The sequence below is a fragment of the Streptomyces sp. NPDC041135 genome, from assembly GCF_055592085.1.
In genome coordinates this window covers 419,269-433,960 of the sequence record NZ_JBVIYZ010000006.1, presented here as the reverse complement: position 1 = coordinate 433,960, position 14,692 = coordinate 419,269, and the positions used below count along the sequence as shown (strand labels likewise).

General features: G+C 73.5%; 16 protein-coding genes. 15 read left to right on the top strand and 1 reads right to left on the bottom strand.

Features of this window, described 5'->3' with window-relative positions; all coding sequences use genetic code 11:
• The first annotated feature begins 20 nt into the window (after positions 1 to 20).
• The 6 genes from ACZ6CZ_RS17775 to ygfZ all read left to right on the top strand — a co-directional run bounded on the left by ACZ6CZ_RS17775 (position 21) and on the right by ygfZ (position 4,729).
• Positions 21 to 794, top strand: coding sequence for a hypothetical protein (locus ACZ6CZ_RS17775; RefSeq protein ID WP_469021476.1), 774 nt, complete (start codon positions 21 to 23; stop codon positions 792 to 794).
• Positions 791 to 1,552: a hypothetical protein gene (locus tag ACZ6CZ_RS17770; protein ID WP_469021473.1), complete on the top strand. Its 762-nt coding sequence runs from the start codon at positions 791 to 793 to the stop codon at positions 1,550 to 1,552. The genes ACZ6CZ_RS17775 and ACZ6CZ_RS17770 overlap by 4 nt, the downstream gene beginning before the upstream one ends.
• A complete protein-coding gene (locus ACZ6CZ_RS17765) occupies positions 1,549 to 2,385 on the top strand; it encodes a hypothetical protein (RefSeq protein WP_469021471.1) in 837 nt (278 codons plus the stop codon). The genes ACZ6CZ_RS17770 and ACZ6CZ_RS17765 overlap by 4 nt, the downstream gene beginning before the upstream one ends.
• Before the next feature lie 228 nt (positions 2,386 to 2,613).
• Positions 2,614 to 3,189, top strand: a complete 576-nt coding sequence (locus tag ACZ6CZ_RS17760) for a heme-binding beta-barrel domain-containing protein (protein WP_469021469.1) — start codon at positions 2,614 to 2,616, stop codon at positions 3,187 to 3,189.
• A gap of 126 nt (positions 3,190 to 3,315) precedes the next feature.
• Positions 3,316 to 3,753, top strand: a complete 438-nt coding sequence (locus ACZ6CZ_RS17755; RefSeq protein WP_469021467.1) for a Fur family transcriptional regulator — start codon at positions 3,316 to 3,318, stop codon at positions 3,751 to 3,753.
• Between the two features lie 10 nt (positions 3,754 to 3,763).
• A complete protein-coding gene (ygfZ, locus tag ACZ6CZ_RS17750) occupies positions 3,764 to 4,729 on the top strand; it encodes a CAF17-like 4Fe-4S cluster assembly/insertion protein YgfZ (protein WP_469021464.1) in 966 nt (321 codons plus the stop codon).
• A gap of 48 nt (positions 4,730 to 4,777) precedes the next feature.
• Here ygfZ and dtd read toward each other — a convergent pair whose 3' ends face one another.
• Entirely contained in the window at positions 4,778 to 5,203 is a 426-nt protein-coding gene (gene dtd / locus ACZ6CZ_RS17745) for a D-aminoacyl-tRNA deacylase (protein ID WP_469021669.1), read from the bottom strand.
• A 156-nt stretch (positions 5,204 to 5,359) separates the two neighbouring features.
• Between dtd and ACZ6CZ_RS17740 the strand changes: the two genes are divergently transcribed.
• The 9 genes from ACZ6CZ_RS17740 to ACZ6CZ_RS17700 all read left to right on the top strand — a co-directional run bounded on the left by ACZ6CZ_RS17740 (position 5,360) and on the right by ACZ6CZ_RS17700 (position 14,670).
• Positions 5,360 to 6,010, top strand: coding sequence for an RsiG family protein (locus ACZ6CZ_RS17740; protein ID WP_469021460.1), 651 nt, complete (start codon positions 5,360 to 5,362; stop codon positions 6,008 to 6,010).
• An 88-nt stretch (positions 6,011 to 6,098) separates the two neighbouring features.
• Positions 6,099 to 7,337: a GNAT family N-acetyltransferase gene (locus ACZ6CZ_RS17735; protein WP_469021457.1), complete on the top strand. Its 1,239-nt coding sequence runs from the start codon at positions 6,099 to 6,101 to the stop codon at positions 7,335 to 7,337.
• 339 nt (positions 7,338 to 7,676) lie between these two features.
• Positions 7,677 to 8,585, top strand: coding sequence for a GntR family transcriptional regulator (locus ACZ6CZ_RS17730; RefSeq protein ID WP_469021455.1), 909 nt, complete (start codon positions 7,677 to 7,679; stop codon positions 8,583 to 8,585).
• Positions 8,586 to 8,738: 153 nt separating this feature from the next.
• The gene (locus tag ACZ6CZ_RS17725) at positions 8,739 to 9,617 is read left to right on the top strand and encodes a winged helix-turn-helix domain-containing protein (protein ID WP_469021453.1); all 879 of its coding nucleotides are present in this window, start codon (positions 8,739 to 8,741) and stop codon (positions 9,615 to 9,617) included.
• Positions 9,617 to 10,312: an HAD family hydrolase gene (locus tag ACZ6CZ_RS17720; RefSeq protein ID WP_469021451.1), complete on the top strand. Its 696-nt coding sequence runs from the start codon at positions 9,617 to 9,619 to the stop codon at positions 10,310 to 10,312. Before ACZ6CZ_RS17725 ends, ACZ6CZ_RS17720 begins: the two co-directional genes overlap by 1 nt.
• 335 nt (positions 10,313 to 10,647) lie before the next feature.
• Entirely contained in the window at positions 10,648 to 12,903 is a 2,256-nt protein-coding gene (locus ACZ6CZ_RS17715; RefSeq protein WP_469021448.1) for a phosphotransferase family protein, read from the top strand.
• An 84-nt stretch (positions 12,904 to 12,987) separates the two neighbouring features.
• Positions 12,988 to 13,527, top strand: coding sequence for a helix-turn-helix domain-containing protein (locus tag ACZ6CZ_RS17710; RefSeq protein WP_469021446.1), 540 nt, complete (start codon positions 12,988 to 12,990; stop codon positions 13,525 to 13,527).
• 78 nt (positions 13,528 to 13,605) lie between these two features.
• Positions 13,606 to 14,214, top strand: a complete 609-nt coding sequence (locus ACZ6CZ_RS17705; RefSeq protein WP_469021444.1) for a hypothetical protein — start codon at positions 13,606 to 13,608, stop codon at positions 14,212 to 14,214.
• 111 nt (positions 14,215 to 14,325) lie between these two features.
• Positions 14,326 to 14,670, top strand: coding sequence for a DUF2516 family protein (locus tag ACZ6CZ_RS17700; protein ID WP_469021441.1), 345 nt, complete (start codon positions 14,326 to 14,328; stop codon positions 14,668 to 14,670).
• The last annotated feature ends 22 nt before the right edge of the window (positions 14,671 to 14,692 follow it).

The window sequence follows — 14,692 nt, the reverse complement described above, 5'->3', positions numbered from 1 at the left end:
ACATACCCGAGCAGCGGGACATGCCCGAGGCCGGGGACACACCCGAAGCGGGGGACACGCCCGGGGCGGGGGATCGGCCCGCCGTGCGGCCGCGCTCCCGGCTGCGCACCCCGCTGCTCGTCGCCGGTGCTGCCGTGCTCGGCCTGGTCGCCGGCACCTGCGCCGGGTACCTCGTGCAGGCTGACCGCGAGCCCGCCGCGCTGCCCCCGCTGTCGCAGCCCGTCGTGCCGCAGGCCAAGGGGTACGTCGCACCCCTGACGGCCGCGCGGGACCGCCGGGTGAAGACCGACGGCGACCTGCGCAAGCTGCTGCTGAAGCGGCCGAAGGGGGCCCGGGGGGCCGAGTCCAGCGCCGGCCCCGACGGCTGGATGGACCTCGCCGACTACGCGGAGACGTTCGACCGCGCGGACGACGCCTTCGGTGACGAGATCGACGACGAGTTCCGCCGCGCCGCCGTCACGACCTGGCACGTCGGAAGCACGTACCGGGTCGAGATCCGGCTCGTGCAGTACCGCCAGGAGACCACGCTGGCCGCCGCCGACCGGGTGGAGAACCAGGAGTACTGGGCGGAGAAGAACACCGGCAGCGCCGGCTGGACGGTGCCCGGCACCGGCAACGGCAAGGCATACGTGCACAGCAGGCCCGACACCGAGCCCGGCTACCTGCCGCAGTACAAGGCCGAGGCCACAGCGTCGCGCGGCGACCTCGTCATGGAGGTCTGGATCACCGACACCCGGCCGATCCCCAAGGAGAAGATCATGGACCTGGCGAAGCGACAGGCGGCCCGCCTGTGACCGGGACCCGCAGGAGCGCAGGCCGGACGGCCGCGATCGCCGGTTCGGGCCTGCTGGCCGCCGCCGTGGTCGCCGGGGTCGGCTTCACCGTGGTGAGCGTCGAGGGCGCCGACCGCGACCCGGGCGCGCCGCACTGGAAGTTCGCCAAGAACGAGGCGGCGACCGCGCCGGCACCCGAGGCCACCGGACTGGCCGGGCTGCTGATGCCGTACGCCGACCGCGGGTTCGAACGCGGGCCGGACATCGGCGAGTTCGGTGCCGACGCCCAGCTGAGCGGCCGCCAGGCCACCGCCCTGCGCAAGCAGTCGGTCGACGGCTTCGGCTTCCCGCCCGCCACCCGGCGCCGGCTGGAGAAGGTGATCGACAAGCAGCACATCACCGGCCTAGCGATGCGCAGTTACTCCACCATCGACATGCACGGTTACGACGGCGACAAGGCCACCACCGTCGCCTTCGAGCTGGTGCGCATGGCGGACCGCGACTCCGTCCGCACCCTCGCGGCCACGCAGAACGGCTTCTTCGCCGGCCTGAAGGTCTTCCGCGCGGGCCCGAAGTTCAAGGGCCACAAGAGCGCCGCGTGCTTCCTGACGCCCAAGGCCGACGGGGAGAAGCTCGACCGCATGTTCTGCGCCGCGAGCGAGGGCGAGGTGCTGTTCAACGCCGACGTCTCCGGCACGCACCCGCTCAACACCAACGCCGTGGCCACGTTCATCGGCCAGCAGCTCGACCGCATCAAGGACCCGGGGAAGGCCGTATGACCGAGCAGCAGACACCCACCCTGGTGCCGCCCGCGGAGGTGACGGTTGCCGAGCCCCCTCCCGCCCCCAAGGACCGCCGGGTGCTGCGCGCCGTCCTGCGCTGGACGACGGCCGCCGTGGTGTTCGCGGCGGTCGGCGCGGCCACGGCCTACGGCATCACGGGGATGGAGCGCACCGACGTCCCCGGCCTCGCCACCCGCACGGACGGGCGCTGGGACTACCCGCGCATCGAGCAGCCGCCGCTGCCCGCCGGCCGCCCCGGCCCCTTCGCCGACGCCAACGTGGCCAATGCCCACTACGCCGACCTGCGCAAGCTGGTGCTCCCGGCCCCCGCGGGCGCCACGGCCGACAAGGCGCTCGCCGGGGACCACGGATGGGTGAAGACCGCCGCCTTCCTCGCCCAGTACGCCTCCGGGCAGGACCGCGGCACACTCGCCGGAGTGTTCCGCGACAGCGGCCTGCGGCACATCGCCGCACGCGGCTGGACCATGCCGGACGGCACCCGGACCCGGATCTACCTGCTCCAGTTCGACACCGGCCTGACCGCCGGCGACGTCCAGCAGCGGTACTTCTCCGGCTACGACGAGCCCCCGTACGTCCTGCGCGGCGCCCCCGTGTCCCACCTGGACGAGGCGTTCCCCGAGAAGGCCCAGTCCGGGCACACCATGGCCTTCCCGTACGCCGAACCCCGGCCGTACGGCGCCGAGCAGGTCCGGCAGGCCTACCTGATCTCCGGTGACGTGATCGGCCTCGTCGTGCAGTCCCGCAAGGGCGGTGCGCGGGCGGTGCCGTTCCAGCAGACGGTGGTGCTCCAGCACCAGCTGCTGGGCTGACGCCCGCGAGGGCCCACCTCACAGGGAGAGCCGGGCCCCGGCCGCGTAAGCTGGGGCCCGGTCCTGTGTACGTAACCGCAGCACGCTCATCCGAGGAGCACCCCGTGGAGATCTTCTTCGAAACCCTGCTGGTCCTGGTCTGCGTCGGCGTCCTCGCCTTCGCCGGGCTGACCGTGAAGAAGCTGTACCAGGGCCAGCGCTGATCCCTCACCAAGGAACGTCCACCTCATGATCGAGATCCCGTCCGACCTGCACAAGGACCTGGTTCCACTCGCCTTCCTGCTCGGCGACTGGGCCGGCGCGGGCGTGCACGACTTCCCCGGCTCGCAGAAGTGCAACTTCGGCCAGGAGGTCAGCTTCACCCACGACGGCCGGGACTTCCTGGAGTACCGCTCCCACACCTGGGTGCTGGACAACGACGGCAACAAGGTGCGGCCGCTGGAGTCCGAGTCCGGCTACTGGCGGATCGACGGCGCCCGCAAGGTCACCGTCACGATGACCCGCGACGACGGCACCGTCGAGGTCTGGTACGGCGAGATGGCCGACAAGAAGCCCCAGATCGACCTGGTCACCGACGCCGTGGCCCGCACCGCGGACGCCCACCCCTACACCGGCGGCAAGCGTCTGTACGGCTACGTCAAGAGCGACCTGATGTGGGTCGGCGAGAAGCAGACCCCCGAGGTCGAGCTGCGCCCCTACATGTCGGCCCACCTGAAGAAGGTCGTCACCCCCGAGGAGGTCGAGCGCTGGGCCAAGGCCCTCCCGGACGACCTGCCGGACGACGGCATCGCCTTCTTCAAGTAGGCCGCCTCGCGCGGCAGGCCGCGTGGCACGGGCCCCGGCCGGCCGGGAGGCGCGGTTCCTCCCGTCCGGGCCGGGCCGGGTCCGCGAGCCCGGCGTGATCCGGACGGGAGGCCCTAGACTTCCCGTGTGGTGAGCACCGACTGGAAGAGTGACCTCAGGCAGCGCGGCTACCGGCTGACGCCGCAGCGGCAGCTCGTGCTCGAAGCCGTGGACACCCTGGAGCACGCGACCCCCGACGCGATCCTCGCCGAGGTGCGCAAGACGGCGTCCGGGGTGAACATCTCCACCGTCTACCGGACGCTGGAGCTGCTGGAGGAGCTGGACCTGGTCAGCCACGCCCACCTCGGGCACGGCGCGCCGACCTACCACCTCGCCGACCGCCACCACCATCTGCACCTGGTGTGCCGCGACTGCCAGAACGTCATCGAGGCGGACGTCTCGGTGGCCGCCGACTTCACGGCCAAGCTGCGCGAGACGTTCGGGTTCGACACCGACATGAAGCACTTCGCGATCTTCGGCCGCTGCGCGGACTGCTCGCTCAAGGGTTCAAGTACCACGTCGTAGGCTTACCGGTATGAAGAGCCCTCTGCTGTCCCTGCCCGGCGCCGTTCCCGCCGAGGGCGTGGACGAAGGCGTCGCCGCCCACTACGGCGACCTGTTCCGCGAGCAGCGTGCCCTCGCCGACGGCACCGGCTTCGTCGACCTCTCCCACCGCGGCGTCCTCACCGTCACCGGCGAGGACCGGCTGAGCTGGCTGCACCTGCTGCTCACCCAGCACGTCAGCGAACTGCCCGCCGGCGAGGCCACCGAGGCGCTGATCCTCTCCGCGAACGGCCACATCGAGCACGCGCTGTACCTCGTCGACGACGGGACGACCGTCTGGGCCCACGTCGAGCCCGGCACCCAGGAGGCGCTGCTCGGCTACCTGGAGTCGATGAAGTTCTTCTACCGCGTCGAGGTCGCCGACCGCACCGCCGACATCGCGGTGGTGCACCTGCCGGCCGGTTCGATCGCCGAGGCCCCCGAGGGCGCCGTCGTCCGCGAGACCCCCTACGGCCGCGACCTGTTCCTGCCCCGGGCCGGCCTCGAGGCCTACGCCGCGCAGGCAGGGCCGGCCGCCGGGCTCCTCGCCCACGAGGCGCTGCGGGTCGAGCGGCACCGCCCCCGCCTCGGCTTCGAGACCGACCACCGCACCATCCCGCACGAGCTGGGCTGGATCGGCACGGCCGTGCACCTCCAGAAGGGCTGCTACCGGGGGCAGGAGACCGTCGCCCGGGTGCAGAACCTGGGCAAGCCGCCGCGCCGCCTGGTCTTCCTCCACCTCGACGGCAGCGACGTCTTCCTGCCGCCGCACGGCACGGAGATCCGGCTGGCGGACGAGGACCCGGACGGGCGCAAGATCGGCTTCATCACGACCTCCGCACGCCACCACGAGCTGGGCCCGGTCGCGCTGGCCCTGGTCAAGCGCACCGTGCCGGTCGACGCGCGGCTGATCGCGGGCGACACGGCGGCGGCCCAGGAGAGCATCGTCGAGCCGTAGGCCGCAGGCCCCCGAGCCGTAGGCCGTAGGCCCGGGCCCGGCGGCCGCTCAGATCTCCAGCAGGACGGTGAACGGGCCGTCGTTCGTCAGCGAGACGCGCATCTGCGCGCCGAAGCGGCCCGTCGCCACCGTCGCGCCCAGCGCGCGCAGCTGGGCGACCACCTCGTCGACGAGCGGTTCGGCCACGTCGCCGGGCGCGGCCGCGTTCCAGGTGGGGCGGCGGCCCTTGCGGGCGTCGCCGTACAGCGTGAACTGGCTGATCACGAGCAGCGGGGCGCCGTTGTCGCTGCACGACGTCTCGTCGTGCAGCATCCGCACCGTCCAGAGCTTGCGGGCCAGCTGGGCCGCCTTCTCCTTGGTGTCCTCGTGGGTCACGCCGACCAGGACGCACAGGCCCTCGCCCTCGATCGCGCCCACCGTCTCGCCGTCCACGACGACGCTCGCGCCGTCCACCCTCTGCACCACCGCACGCATGCGGACCATCATGCCGAACGGCCCGGCCGCCCTCATAGGCGGCTCATTCGTACGCCTAAGCGGCCATCCGGGGCCGTTCAGGGGCACTCGGTCACATAGCGGCCACGCTGGGTGGCACGATGCAACCACACGCCGGTCGAGGGACGGTTGAGGCACATGAGCACACCGAGTACCGAGGGGCGGCTGGGCACACGCCGGCCGCCCACCCAGCGCAGCGACAGCCCGTCACCGCCCGCCGACGACCCGCCCGGACCCGCACCGGCCCGGCTGGGGCCGCCCGCGCCCGAGCCCGACCTGGGGCGGCTGAGCCTGCCCGAGCTGCGCACCCTGCGCCGCGACGCCCAGCGCGACGAGGCGGACCTCAGCTATGTGCGCCGGCTGCTCCAGGGCCGCATCGACATCCTGCGCGCGGAACTGGCCCGGCGCGGCCCGGCGCCGTCCGTGCCCACCCCCGAGGGCGCCACCGGGCACACCCACGGGCTCGCCTCCGTGGTCGACCGGCTCCCGGAGATCCTCACCGACGCACCCGCCCGGCACCGCTCCTCCGCCCGCCACGTCACCCTGGGCACCCCGCACAGCGAGGAGAACCGGCGACTGGCCGCCGACATGCTCGCCCAGGTGGAGCTGTCCGACCTCCAGGCCCGCACCGACGCCGAACTCGGCACCGCGATGGGCCGGCTGACCGGCTACGAGCAGGAGGTCTCCGGGCGCCGCCAGCGGCTCCAGCACATCGCCGACGAGTGCGGCGGGGAGATCGCCCGCCGCTACCGGGACGGCGAGGCGCAGGTGGACGACCTGCTGACGTGACGGACCGCCGGGTCCCGGCTTTCGGGGCCCGGGCGGGCCGGGCGAAATAGGCGCGACACCCCCCGCGCCGCCCGCCTACCGTGACCCCATGACCGACGTACGACCCGTGACCGAAGCCGGCTTCGAAGACTGGCAGCGCGCCCTCAACACCGGATTCCTGCACGAGCCGGTGATGAGCCCCGAGCGGCTGGAGGTGCGCCGCCGGCTGTTCCACGACCCGGACCGCTGCCTCGGGGCCTACGACGGCGACCGCTGTGTGGCGACCTACCGCTCCTTCGCCCAGGAGGTCACCGCGGTCGGCGGCGCCGCCGTCCCCGCGAACGCCGTCACCAGCGTCACCGTCACCCCGACCCACCGCCGCCGGGGCCTGCTCAGCCGCATGATGCGCCAGGACCTCGCGGCAGCCCGGGAGCGCGGCGACGTCGTGGCCACGCTCATCGCCGCCGAGTACCCGATCTACGGCCGCTACGGCTTCGGCCCGGCCACCTCGGCGACCGAGTGGACCGTCGAGGTGCCCCGCGCCGGACTGGACCCGCGCTGGTCCGGGCCGCGCGACGGCGGCCGGATCGACCTGGTGGAGGGCGCGGACGTCCGCAAGCTCGGCCCCGAACTCTACGAGCGGGTGCGCCCGACCCGGCCCGGCCTGCTCAGCCGCGGCGAGTCGTGGTGGGACAGCCACACCGGCGCCGTGCGCCTGTACGACGAGTGGACCGAGCCCTTCTACGCCGTCTACCGCTCGCCGTCCGGTGAGGTCGAGGGCCTGGCGTCGTACGTGTCCGACGACACCTGGCAGGGCATGCAGCCGGAGCAGACCGCCACCGTGAAGGGGCTGATCGCCGCCACCCCGGCCGCCGAGCGCGCCCTGTGGCAGTACCTGTGCTCGATCGACTGGATCACCAAGGTCCGCACCGGCCGGCGCGGACCGGACGACCTGCTGCCCTTCTTCCTGCCGGACCCGCGGGCGGCCCGCGTCACCACCCAGTCCGACTGGCTGTGGGTGCGCGTCCTGGACGTCGTACGGGCGCTGGAGGCGCGGACGTACGAGGGGACGGGATCGGTGGTGCTGGAGGTCGTGGACCCGGAGGGGCTCACCGGCGGGCGGTTCCGGCTGGAGGCGTCCCCGGCCGGCGCGTCCTGCACGCCGACCACCGAGAGCGCCGGGCTGGTCCTCGGGGCGGGTGAGCTGTCCAGGCTGTGGCTCGGTGACGAGAGCGTGGCCCGGCTGGTGGCCGCCGGCCTGGTCCGGGAAGAACGAGCGGGCGCCGCCCGGCTGGCCGACGCCCTGCTGCGCACGTCCGGGCGACCGTGGTGCCCGGACATCTTCTGACGGCTCCTTCCTGCCGGCGGCCGTGCTGCTCGTCATCCGTAGCGAGCTGTTCAGTTGTGTCGCGCCGTTGCGCTGTGTCGAGCGTGTTCAGTTGTGACTGTGCGGTGTCCGTGTTCAGTTGTCGGTGTTCTGTTGTGGCTGTGCGCTCCGGTGGCCGTCCCCGCTCCGGGCACCCGGCTCCCCTCCGGAAGGGGGCCCGGTCGGCCAACCACTGGGAAGTTCGACCATGTTCCGTGAAGTTGGCTACCAACTTCACTGTCCTTATCTCCGCCCGGAAGCGGCTCATAACCACCTTTCGGTGAACTGCCGCAACTTGGCGAGAAGTTGTACGGTGCGACCGTGGACCCGGAACACGCCTCCGCCAGTGGGCGGAAGAGGCCGCAGCGGCCACCCGCGTCACACCACGAGGTGGCCGACGCATTGCGCGCCCGCATCAGGTCGGGCGCGCTGCGACCGGGTCAGCGCATGCCCACCCAGGCCAAGCTCGCCGACGAGTTCGGCGTCGAACGCGCCGCCGTACGGGAGGCGCTGCGCATCCTGCACGCCGAGCGGCTGCTCACCGGCGTATCGCGGGGCAGCCCCGCCACAGTGGCCCCGGACCAGGGCCCGCCGCGCACGGCGACCGGGCCGGCGGCCCCGCCGCAGCCCACCACGGTGGCCCTCGCCCCGCGCATCGCGGCCGCCTTCGCCGCCCCGCACGTCGAGATCGACGCCCTCTGCCTGACCTCCGTCTCGCTCACGCTGGCCATCGGGGAGCCGCTGCGCCAGATCCACGCCGGGCGGCTGGAACCGGCCAAGATCGACGTCCGGGTGCTGCTGCCGTCCCGGGACATCGACCTCGCCTTCCCGGCGCCGGCCGGCACCGACGACGGGGGCCTGCTGCAACGCCGCTGGCTGGCCCAGCGCAACGCCCAGGGCCAGGTGCTGCGGCACAACCTGCTCGCCCTGCGCGCCACCCACGGCATCGACGTGCACGTCACCTTCCGCGCCCTGCCCTTCACCCCGCCGGTCAAGCTCTACCTGCTCAACCGGGCGGAGGCGCTGTTCGCCTACTACACGCTCAGCCGCCGGGAACGGGACTTCGACCACGAGCACCTCGCCCTCTACGACGCCGAGGGCACGCGGTCGATGCTGTTCGCCTTCGAGCGCGGTGCCGGGCTGCGCGACACCGTGTTCGTGGAGCAGTCGCGCCTGTGGTTCGACGCGCTGTGGGAGACGATCAGTTCGGAACTGGTGCTCGGCCCGTAGGCCCCGGACTCGCGGCCCGCGCCCGGCAGGGAACCGAAACCGCTCACGACTCGGCGGAGTTGGCGACCAGCTGTCCGCGAGTTGCGCACAGTTGGTGCCTGCTTACAAACAACTTCCCCACAACTGCCGCCAGATGGAACAGAGTTGTAGCGTTTGGCCGTGACCCAGGAGAAGGTGGCAGTGAACGGCGGCAGAAAGCTCACGGCCCAGGAGATCGCCGGCACCCTGCGCGAGCGCATCCGCGCCGGCGACCTGAAGGCGGGAGAGCGCCTGCCCACCCAGGCCGAGCTGGCGGAACGCTTCGGCGTCGAGCGCGGCACCGTGCGCCAGGCCCTGCGGGCACTCGCCGACGACGGCCTGCTCAGCCACGTCAGCAAGGGCAGCCCCCCGCGCATCGCCGGCCCGCCGGCCGCCCACGACGAACCCCAGCCCACCATGGTCGGCCTCGCCCCCCGCCTGACCGACGCCTTCACCGCCCCGCACGTGCGCATCGACGCCGCCTGCCTGACCGCGCAGAGCCTGATCCCCGCCCTCGGCGAGCCGCTGCGCCTCATCCACGAGGGGCGCGTCCGCCCCGACCGCGTCGACGTCCGCATCCTGCTGCCGTCCCGGGACATCAACCTCGCCTTCCCGGTCTCGGTGGACGCCCGGGGCGACGACGACCCCGTGCACCAGCGCTGGCTGGAGATGCGCAACGCCCAGGGCCAGGTCCTGCGCTACAACCTCCAGGCGCTGCGCGCCACCCACGACATCGACGTCCACGTCACCTTCCGCGCCCTGCCCTTCACCCCGCCGGCCAAGCTCTACCTGCTCAACGGGGCCGAGGCGCTGTTCGCGTACTACATGATCTCCCGCCGCGAGGAGCCCACGGAGACCGGCACCCTGGAGATGTACGACACCGTCGGCTCCGAGTCGCTGCTGTTCTCCTTCGAGAAACGGGCCGGTCAGCGCGAGGCCGCGTTCGTGGAGCAGTCGCAGAAGTGGTTCGACGCCCTCTGGGAAACCATCACGACGGACCTGACACTCTCCTAGTGACTTCAGAGACGCTAGGGGAACTGATCGCACGGGCCCGGGTCGTGCTGTGGGACTTCGACGGGCCGATCTGCCGGCTGTTCGCCCGGCACCGGGCGGAGAAGGTGGCCCTCGAGCTGGTGGAGTGGCTGGCCGACCAGGGGCTGCACGGCCTGCTCACCGACACCGAACGGGACTCCCCGGACCCACAGGTCGTCCTGCGCGCCGTGGACCGCCGGCGCCCCGGCAGCGACCTCGTCGCCGAGCTGGAGGAACGTCTCACCCACGAGGAACTGCGGGCCGCCGCCTCCGCGCTGCCCACCGCCTGGGCCGACCCGCTGATCCGCACCTGGAGCGCGGTAGGCGCCCGCCTGGCCGTCACCACCAACAACTCGGCCAAGGTGGTCCGCGCCTACCTCGGCGGCCGCGGCCTCACCGGCTGCTTCGACCCCCACGTCTACGGCCGCACCCAGGACCTGCGCCGCCTCAAGCCCGACCCGCACTGCCTGACCCGCGCCCTGAACGCCCTCGGCACCGACCCCGGCTCGGCCCTGATGATCGGCGACGCCGGCACGGACCTGGCCGCGGCCCGGCGGGCCGGCGTCCCTTTCCTGGGCTACGCCCGCGGCGACGACCGGGAGCGGCAGCTGCGCGAGCTGGGCGCCCGGCACGTCGTACAGAGCCTGGAGCCCCTGCTGCTGACGCTGCGGGCCTAGGGTCTTTCGTTCGGATCATGTCGGCGTCGCGCGAAAGGCGCAGTTCCGCTCAGCCGACCTGATCCGAACGACAGGCCCTGGGCGCGCCGCGCCGGTGACCGGGCCCGGCGAGGGGCCGCCGTGCGCTAGCATGCCGCGAATCGTCCGAGCGACCGCTCGGGTCCGAGCCCGGGGCACCGGCGAACGCGCCCGCCCCGGCAGGCCCTTCCCGGCCTCGTGCGGCGCAGTGGCGGACCACCCGTCGGGCTACTCGACCGCGCCCCAGGTCGTGCCGGCCATCACGCGGCCCTACCGTTTCCTTCCGACGTCCGCGCGATCGATCCCCGGAGCGGCCAGTGGGCGCACCGTCCGTCCCCCGTGCCACGCCCCGGGCACCCGCCGCGGCCCGGCAGCCGGCCGTCCTCGCCGCCTTCCTCGCCCGCGCCGTGCGGACCGGGCAGCCGAGCGGCCCTGCTCACGACCGCGCCTACGTGCTGCCGCTGACCGAGCCCATGGCCCGGCTGACCGGCCGGGAGCCGGGCACCGTGGTCACCGTCCGGATGCGGCGCGCCGACGTGCCGCCGGTGACGGTACGGACCTGGCCGCGCGAGGCGGACGTCCTGCGCGCCGTCGGGGCCGTCCTGCCGGACGTGCCCGAGTGCCTCGCCGAGGGCGACGGCTTCGCCGTCCACACCCGGGCGGACGGCGTCCCGCTCTCCGGCCTCCGCCCGGACGGCGCCCCGGTCGACGAGGGGCTGCTGACGGCGCTCACGGACCTGCTCGCCCGCATCGCCCAGGTCCGGGCCGGCGCGCTGCCGCCGCTGCCGCCCGTCTGGCCCCGCAACCACACCGACTCCCAGGGCTTCCTGCGCACCCTGGCCCGGCTCGCCGACAGCCAGGTCCGCCGCGCCAACTGGGCGCACTACGGCGGCCTGTTCACGGCGCTCGGCGTGCCCGAGGACGCCCTGCTGCGCTTCGCCGACCGCGTACCGGCCATGGCCCGGCGCCCCTACGGGCTCCTCCACGGCGACCTGCGCCGCGACAACCTGGTCATCACGTACGACCCCGGGGCGCCACCGCACTGCGCCGGCTGGGAACTGGCCGGCTACGGCGACCCGCTGCACGACCTCGCCGTCCACCTGCTGCGGATGCGCTACCCCGACCACCAGCGCGACGCGGTCGTACGGGCCTGGACGGAGGCCGTGGGACGGCTGCGTCCGGCGGCCGTCAGCGGCGTCGGCAAGGACCTGGAGCACTACCTGGCCTTCGAGCGGGCGCAGTCCGTGTTCCCCGAGGTGATGCGGGCCGCCCAGGCGCTGGAGGACTCCTTCGACCAGCAGGGCCTGGACGAGGCGACCGCGGCCGTGCACGGCGCGCTGGAGTCGGCCGCCCGGCCGCTGGGCCTCGGGCAGGTGCCGCGGGCCGGGGAGGTGCAGCGGGTGCTGTTCCGCTGGCGGGCCTCCGCGCGGGCGGGCGGCGCGGACCGGCGGCGCGGACCGGTGCCCCGGGCCATCGGCTGGAAGCCGGACCGGCGCCTGCCCGAGCATCCCGGCTTCCCCCACTCGGCCGTGTGCGACGCGCTGTTCCTGGAGGGCGCCGCCCCGGCCGGCCGGGTCTTCAGGGGCACCGCGCACCTCAACTCGGTGATCTGGGTGCCGCGCACCGGCTTCCCCGTGGTGATCCGCCGCCAGGTGGCGGGCTTCTGCCGGCGCGAACCCAGCTTCCTCAGCGAGCACGCCGTGCTCCGGGCGATCGAGCGGTCCCGGGCGGCGGTGGCCGCGCCCCGGGTCCTGGTGCTGGGCGAGAGCCACTCCAAGGACCCAACCGGCATCGGGACCTACTCCGGGGACCGCTTCGCCATCCACACCTACGAGGGGCCGCGCGACACCGGGCGCCGGCCCGAGCACCCGGTCGACGGGCTGCGGCCGCACGAGGCGGACGGGCTCGTCGACCAGCTGGCCGCGCTGACCGAGGTCGACCACATCCAGGTCGACCCGGTCGCCGGCGAACTCGGCTTCCACGGCTGGCTCAGCGCCCAGCTGGTGGCCCTGGTCGCCGGTCTGCCCCGGGGGTCGCAGCGGCTGGCCCGCTTCCTCGGCCTGCCCGACGCCCCCCGGCTGCGCGAGATCCTCGCCCGGCACGAGGTGAGCGCGCGGGCGCCCGCCCTGCTGCACGGCGACCTCAACCCCTGGAACCTGGTCCGCCGCGACGACCGGCTCGCCCTGACCCTCATCGACTGGGAGATGGCCCTGGTCGGCGACCCGCTGTACGACCTGGTCCGGCACATGCACCTGACCCCGACCCGCCCGGAGATCCGCGACCGCATGTTCCGCCGCTGGGAGCGCCGGCTGCCCGCCGAGCACACCCGGCACTGGCGCCGGGACTGGCGCGTGTACCGGGGCACCGAGATCGTGCGCTCCGCCTACGTCGACCTCGACCGCCTGGTCACCGGGGCGAGCCTGGACGCCCCCAACGTCCGCCGCGCGGTGGACTCGTACGCGATGACCCTGGCGGCCGCCACCGCCTTCCTGGGCCTCCCCGCCCGCCACCCCACGCCCCCGCTCCTGCCCCACACCCTGACCGCGGCGGCCCGGCCGGGCGCCGGGGAGTGAGCCCGCTGCGCCGAAAGCGTGGTGTGGCGCACTTTTGCAAGCAGGTGCTTGCAATTGTTAGCGGGGGTGGGGCACGCTGGAGGCATGGCATCGCTCAACGTCGGCAACCTCGGCGAGTACCTGCGTGAGCAGCGGCGCACCGCGCAGCTGTCGCTCAGGCAGCTCGCCGACGCCGCCGGGGTGTCCAATCCGTACCTGAGCCAGATCGAGCGCGGGCTGCGCAAGCCGAGCGCGGAGGTGCTCCAGCAGGTCGCCAAGGCGCTGCGGATCTCCGCCGAGACGCTGTACGTGCGCGCCGGCATCCTCGACGCCGAGCGGGGCGGGGACGAGCGTTCGCGGGACGGTGCGACCCGCGCGGTCATCCTCGGCGACCCCACGCTCGACGAGCGGCAGAAGCAGGTGCTGCTCCAGATCTACGAGTCGTTCAGGAAAGAGAACGGATTCGCGGGCGCCGGGGACGGCTCCGGCACCGCGGACACCACGGACACCATCGTCACCGCCGACACCGCGGCGGCCGGTGACCTGCCCGTCGACCTGGACGGCGCGAGAGACAGCCGGGGCGGCACCGGTGCCACCGACCCCGGGGACGACAGCGACGCCGGTCCGCGGCGGACGGCCGGCTAGCCGTACCGGACGCACGCCGCAGCGCCGCGGATCACCCAAAACCCTCAGCCGAACGTGAATTCCGGAAGGACCGTCACCATGGCCATCACCGACGATCTGCGCAAGACCCTCAGCGACCCGACCCCGCTCTACTTCGCCGCCGGCACCGCCGACCTCGCCCTCCAGCAGGCCAAGAAGGTGCCCGGCCTGGTCGAGCAGCTGCGCGCCGAGGCCCCGGCCCGTATCGAGGCGGTGCGCAACACCGACCCCAAGGTCGTCCAGGAGCGGGCCGCCGCCCGCGCCAAGGAGGCGCAGGAGACCGTCCAGTCCCAGGTCACCAAGGTCACCGGGTTCCTGGGCAGCCTCGACGGCGACCTGAAGAAGCTCGGCGAGTCCGCCCAGGACCTCGCCCTGCGCGGCGTCGGCGTCGCCGCCGAGTACGCGGTCAAGGCCCGGGAGACCTACGAGAAGGTCGCCGAGCACGGCGAGCAGGCCGTGAAGACCTGGCGCGGCGAGGCCGCCGAGGAGATCGAGGAACTGGCGATCGCCGTCGAGGGCAAGGCCGATTCGCCCCAGCCGGGCGACGGTCCGAAGCCCGTCGTGACGCCCGCCGAGGCCGCCACTCCGCAGTCCGCGGACAAGAAGCCGCCGGTGGCCCGCAAGACCACCCCCAGGAAGAGCACGCCGACCACCCCCACCACCAAGTAGGGCGGCCGCCGCGCTCGGCGCGGAGCCGGGCCGGGCACCTCTGGGGTGCCCGGCCCGTTCTGCGGGTACGGTGGCCGCGTAGGAATCGGGTGACAACGGGCGGTGGGCAGCATGCTGATGTTGGGCTTCGCGGGGTTCCTGGGGATCTTGAAGATCATCCTCATGGCACTCGCCGCGTTCGGGCTGTTCGACGCGGCGTTCCGGCGCGAGGACGCCTTCCGCGCGGCCGACAAGCAGAACAAGGTGTTCTGGCTGATCATCCTCGGCATCGCGCTCGTCGTGAGCTACCTGTTCTCGCTGCTGTCCGTCCTGCCGATCGCCGGCGTGGTCGCGAGCATCGTCTACCTGGTGGACGTGCGCCCCGCCCTGAAGCAGGTCTCCGGCGGCAGCGGCTGGGGCCGCCGCCGCGGCAGCAGCAGCGACGGCCCGTACGGGCCGTACAACGGCGGCCGCTGACCCCGGGCGGCCCGGGACCGCA

What these genes read in the sequence shown, in the direction of transcription:
- ACZ6CZ_RS17700 (WP_469021441.1), top strand. Translation starts at nt 14,326, where the DNA reads ATGCTGATGTTGGGCTTCGCGGGGTTCCTGGGGATCTTGAAGATCATC.
- dtd (WP_469021669.1), bottom strand. Translation starts at nt 5,203, where the DNA reads ATGCGTGCGGTGGTGCAGAGGGTGGACGGCGCGAGCGTCGTCGTGGAC.
- ACZ6CZ_RS17775 (WP_469021476.1), top strand. Translation starts at nt 21, where the DNA reads ATGCCCGAGGCCGGGGACACACCCGAAGCGGGGGACACGCCCGGGGCG.
- ACZ6CZ_RS17760 (WP_469021469.1), top strand. Translation starts at nt 2,614, where the DNA reads ATGATCGAGATCCCGTCCGACCTGCACAAGGACCTGGTTCCACTCGCC.
- ygfZ (WP_469021464.1), top strand. Translation starts at nt 3,764, where the DNA reads ATGAAGAGCCCTCTGCTGTCCCTGCCCGGCGCCGTTCCCGCCGAGGGC.
- ACZ6CZ_RS17735 (WP_469021457.1), top strand. Translation starts at nt 6,099, where the DNA reads ATGACCGACGTACGACCCGTGACCGAAGCCGGCTTCGAAGACTGGCAG.
- ACZ6CZ_RS17765 (WP_469021471.1), top strand. Translation starts at nt 1,549, where the DNA reads ATGACCGAGCAGCAGACACCCACCCTGGTGCCGCCCGCGGAGGTGACG.
- ACZ6CZ_RS17710 (WP_469021446.1), top strand. Translation starts at nt 12,988, where the DNA reads ATGGCATCGCTCAACGTCGGCAACCTCGGCGAGTACCTGCGTGAGCAG.
- ACZ6CZ_RS17705 (WP_469021444.1), top strand. Translation starts at nt 13,606, where the DNA reads ATGGCCATCACCGACGATCTGCGCAAGACCCTCAGCGACCCGACCCCG.
- ACZ6CZ_RS17740 (WP_469021460.1), top strand. Translation starts at nt 5,360, where the DNA reads ATGAGCACACCGAGTACCGAGGGGCGGCTGGGCACACGCCGGCCGCCC.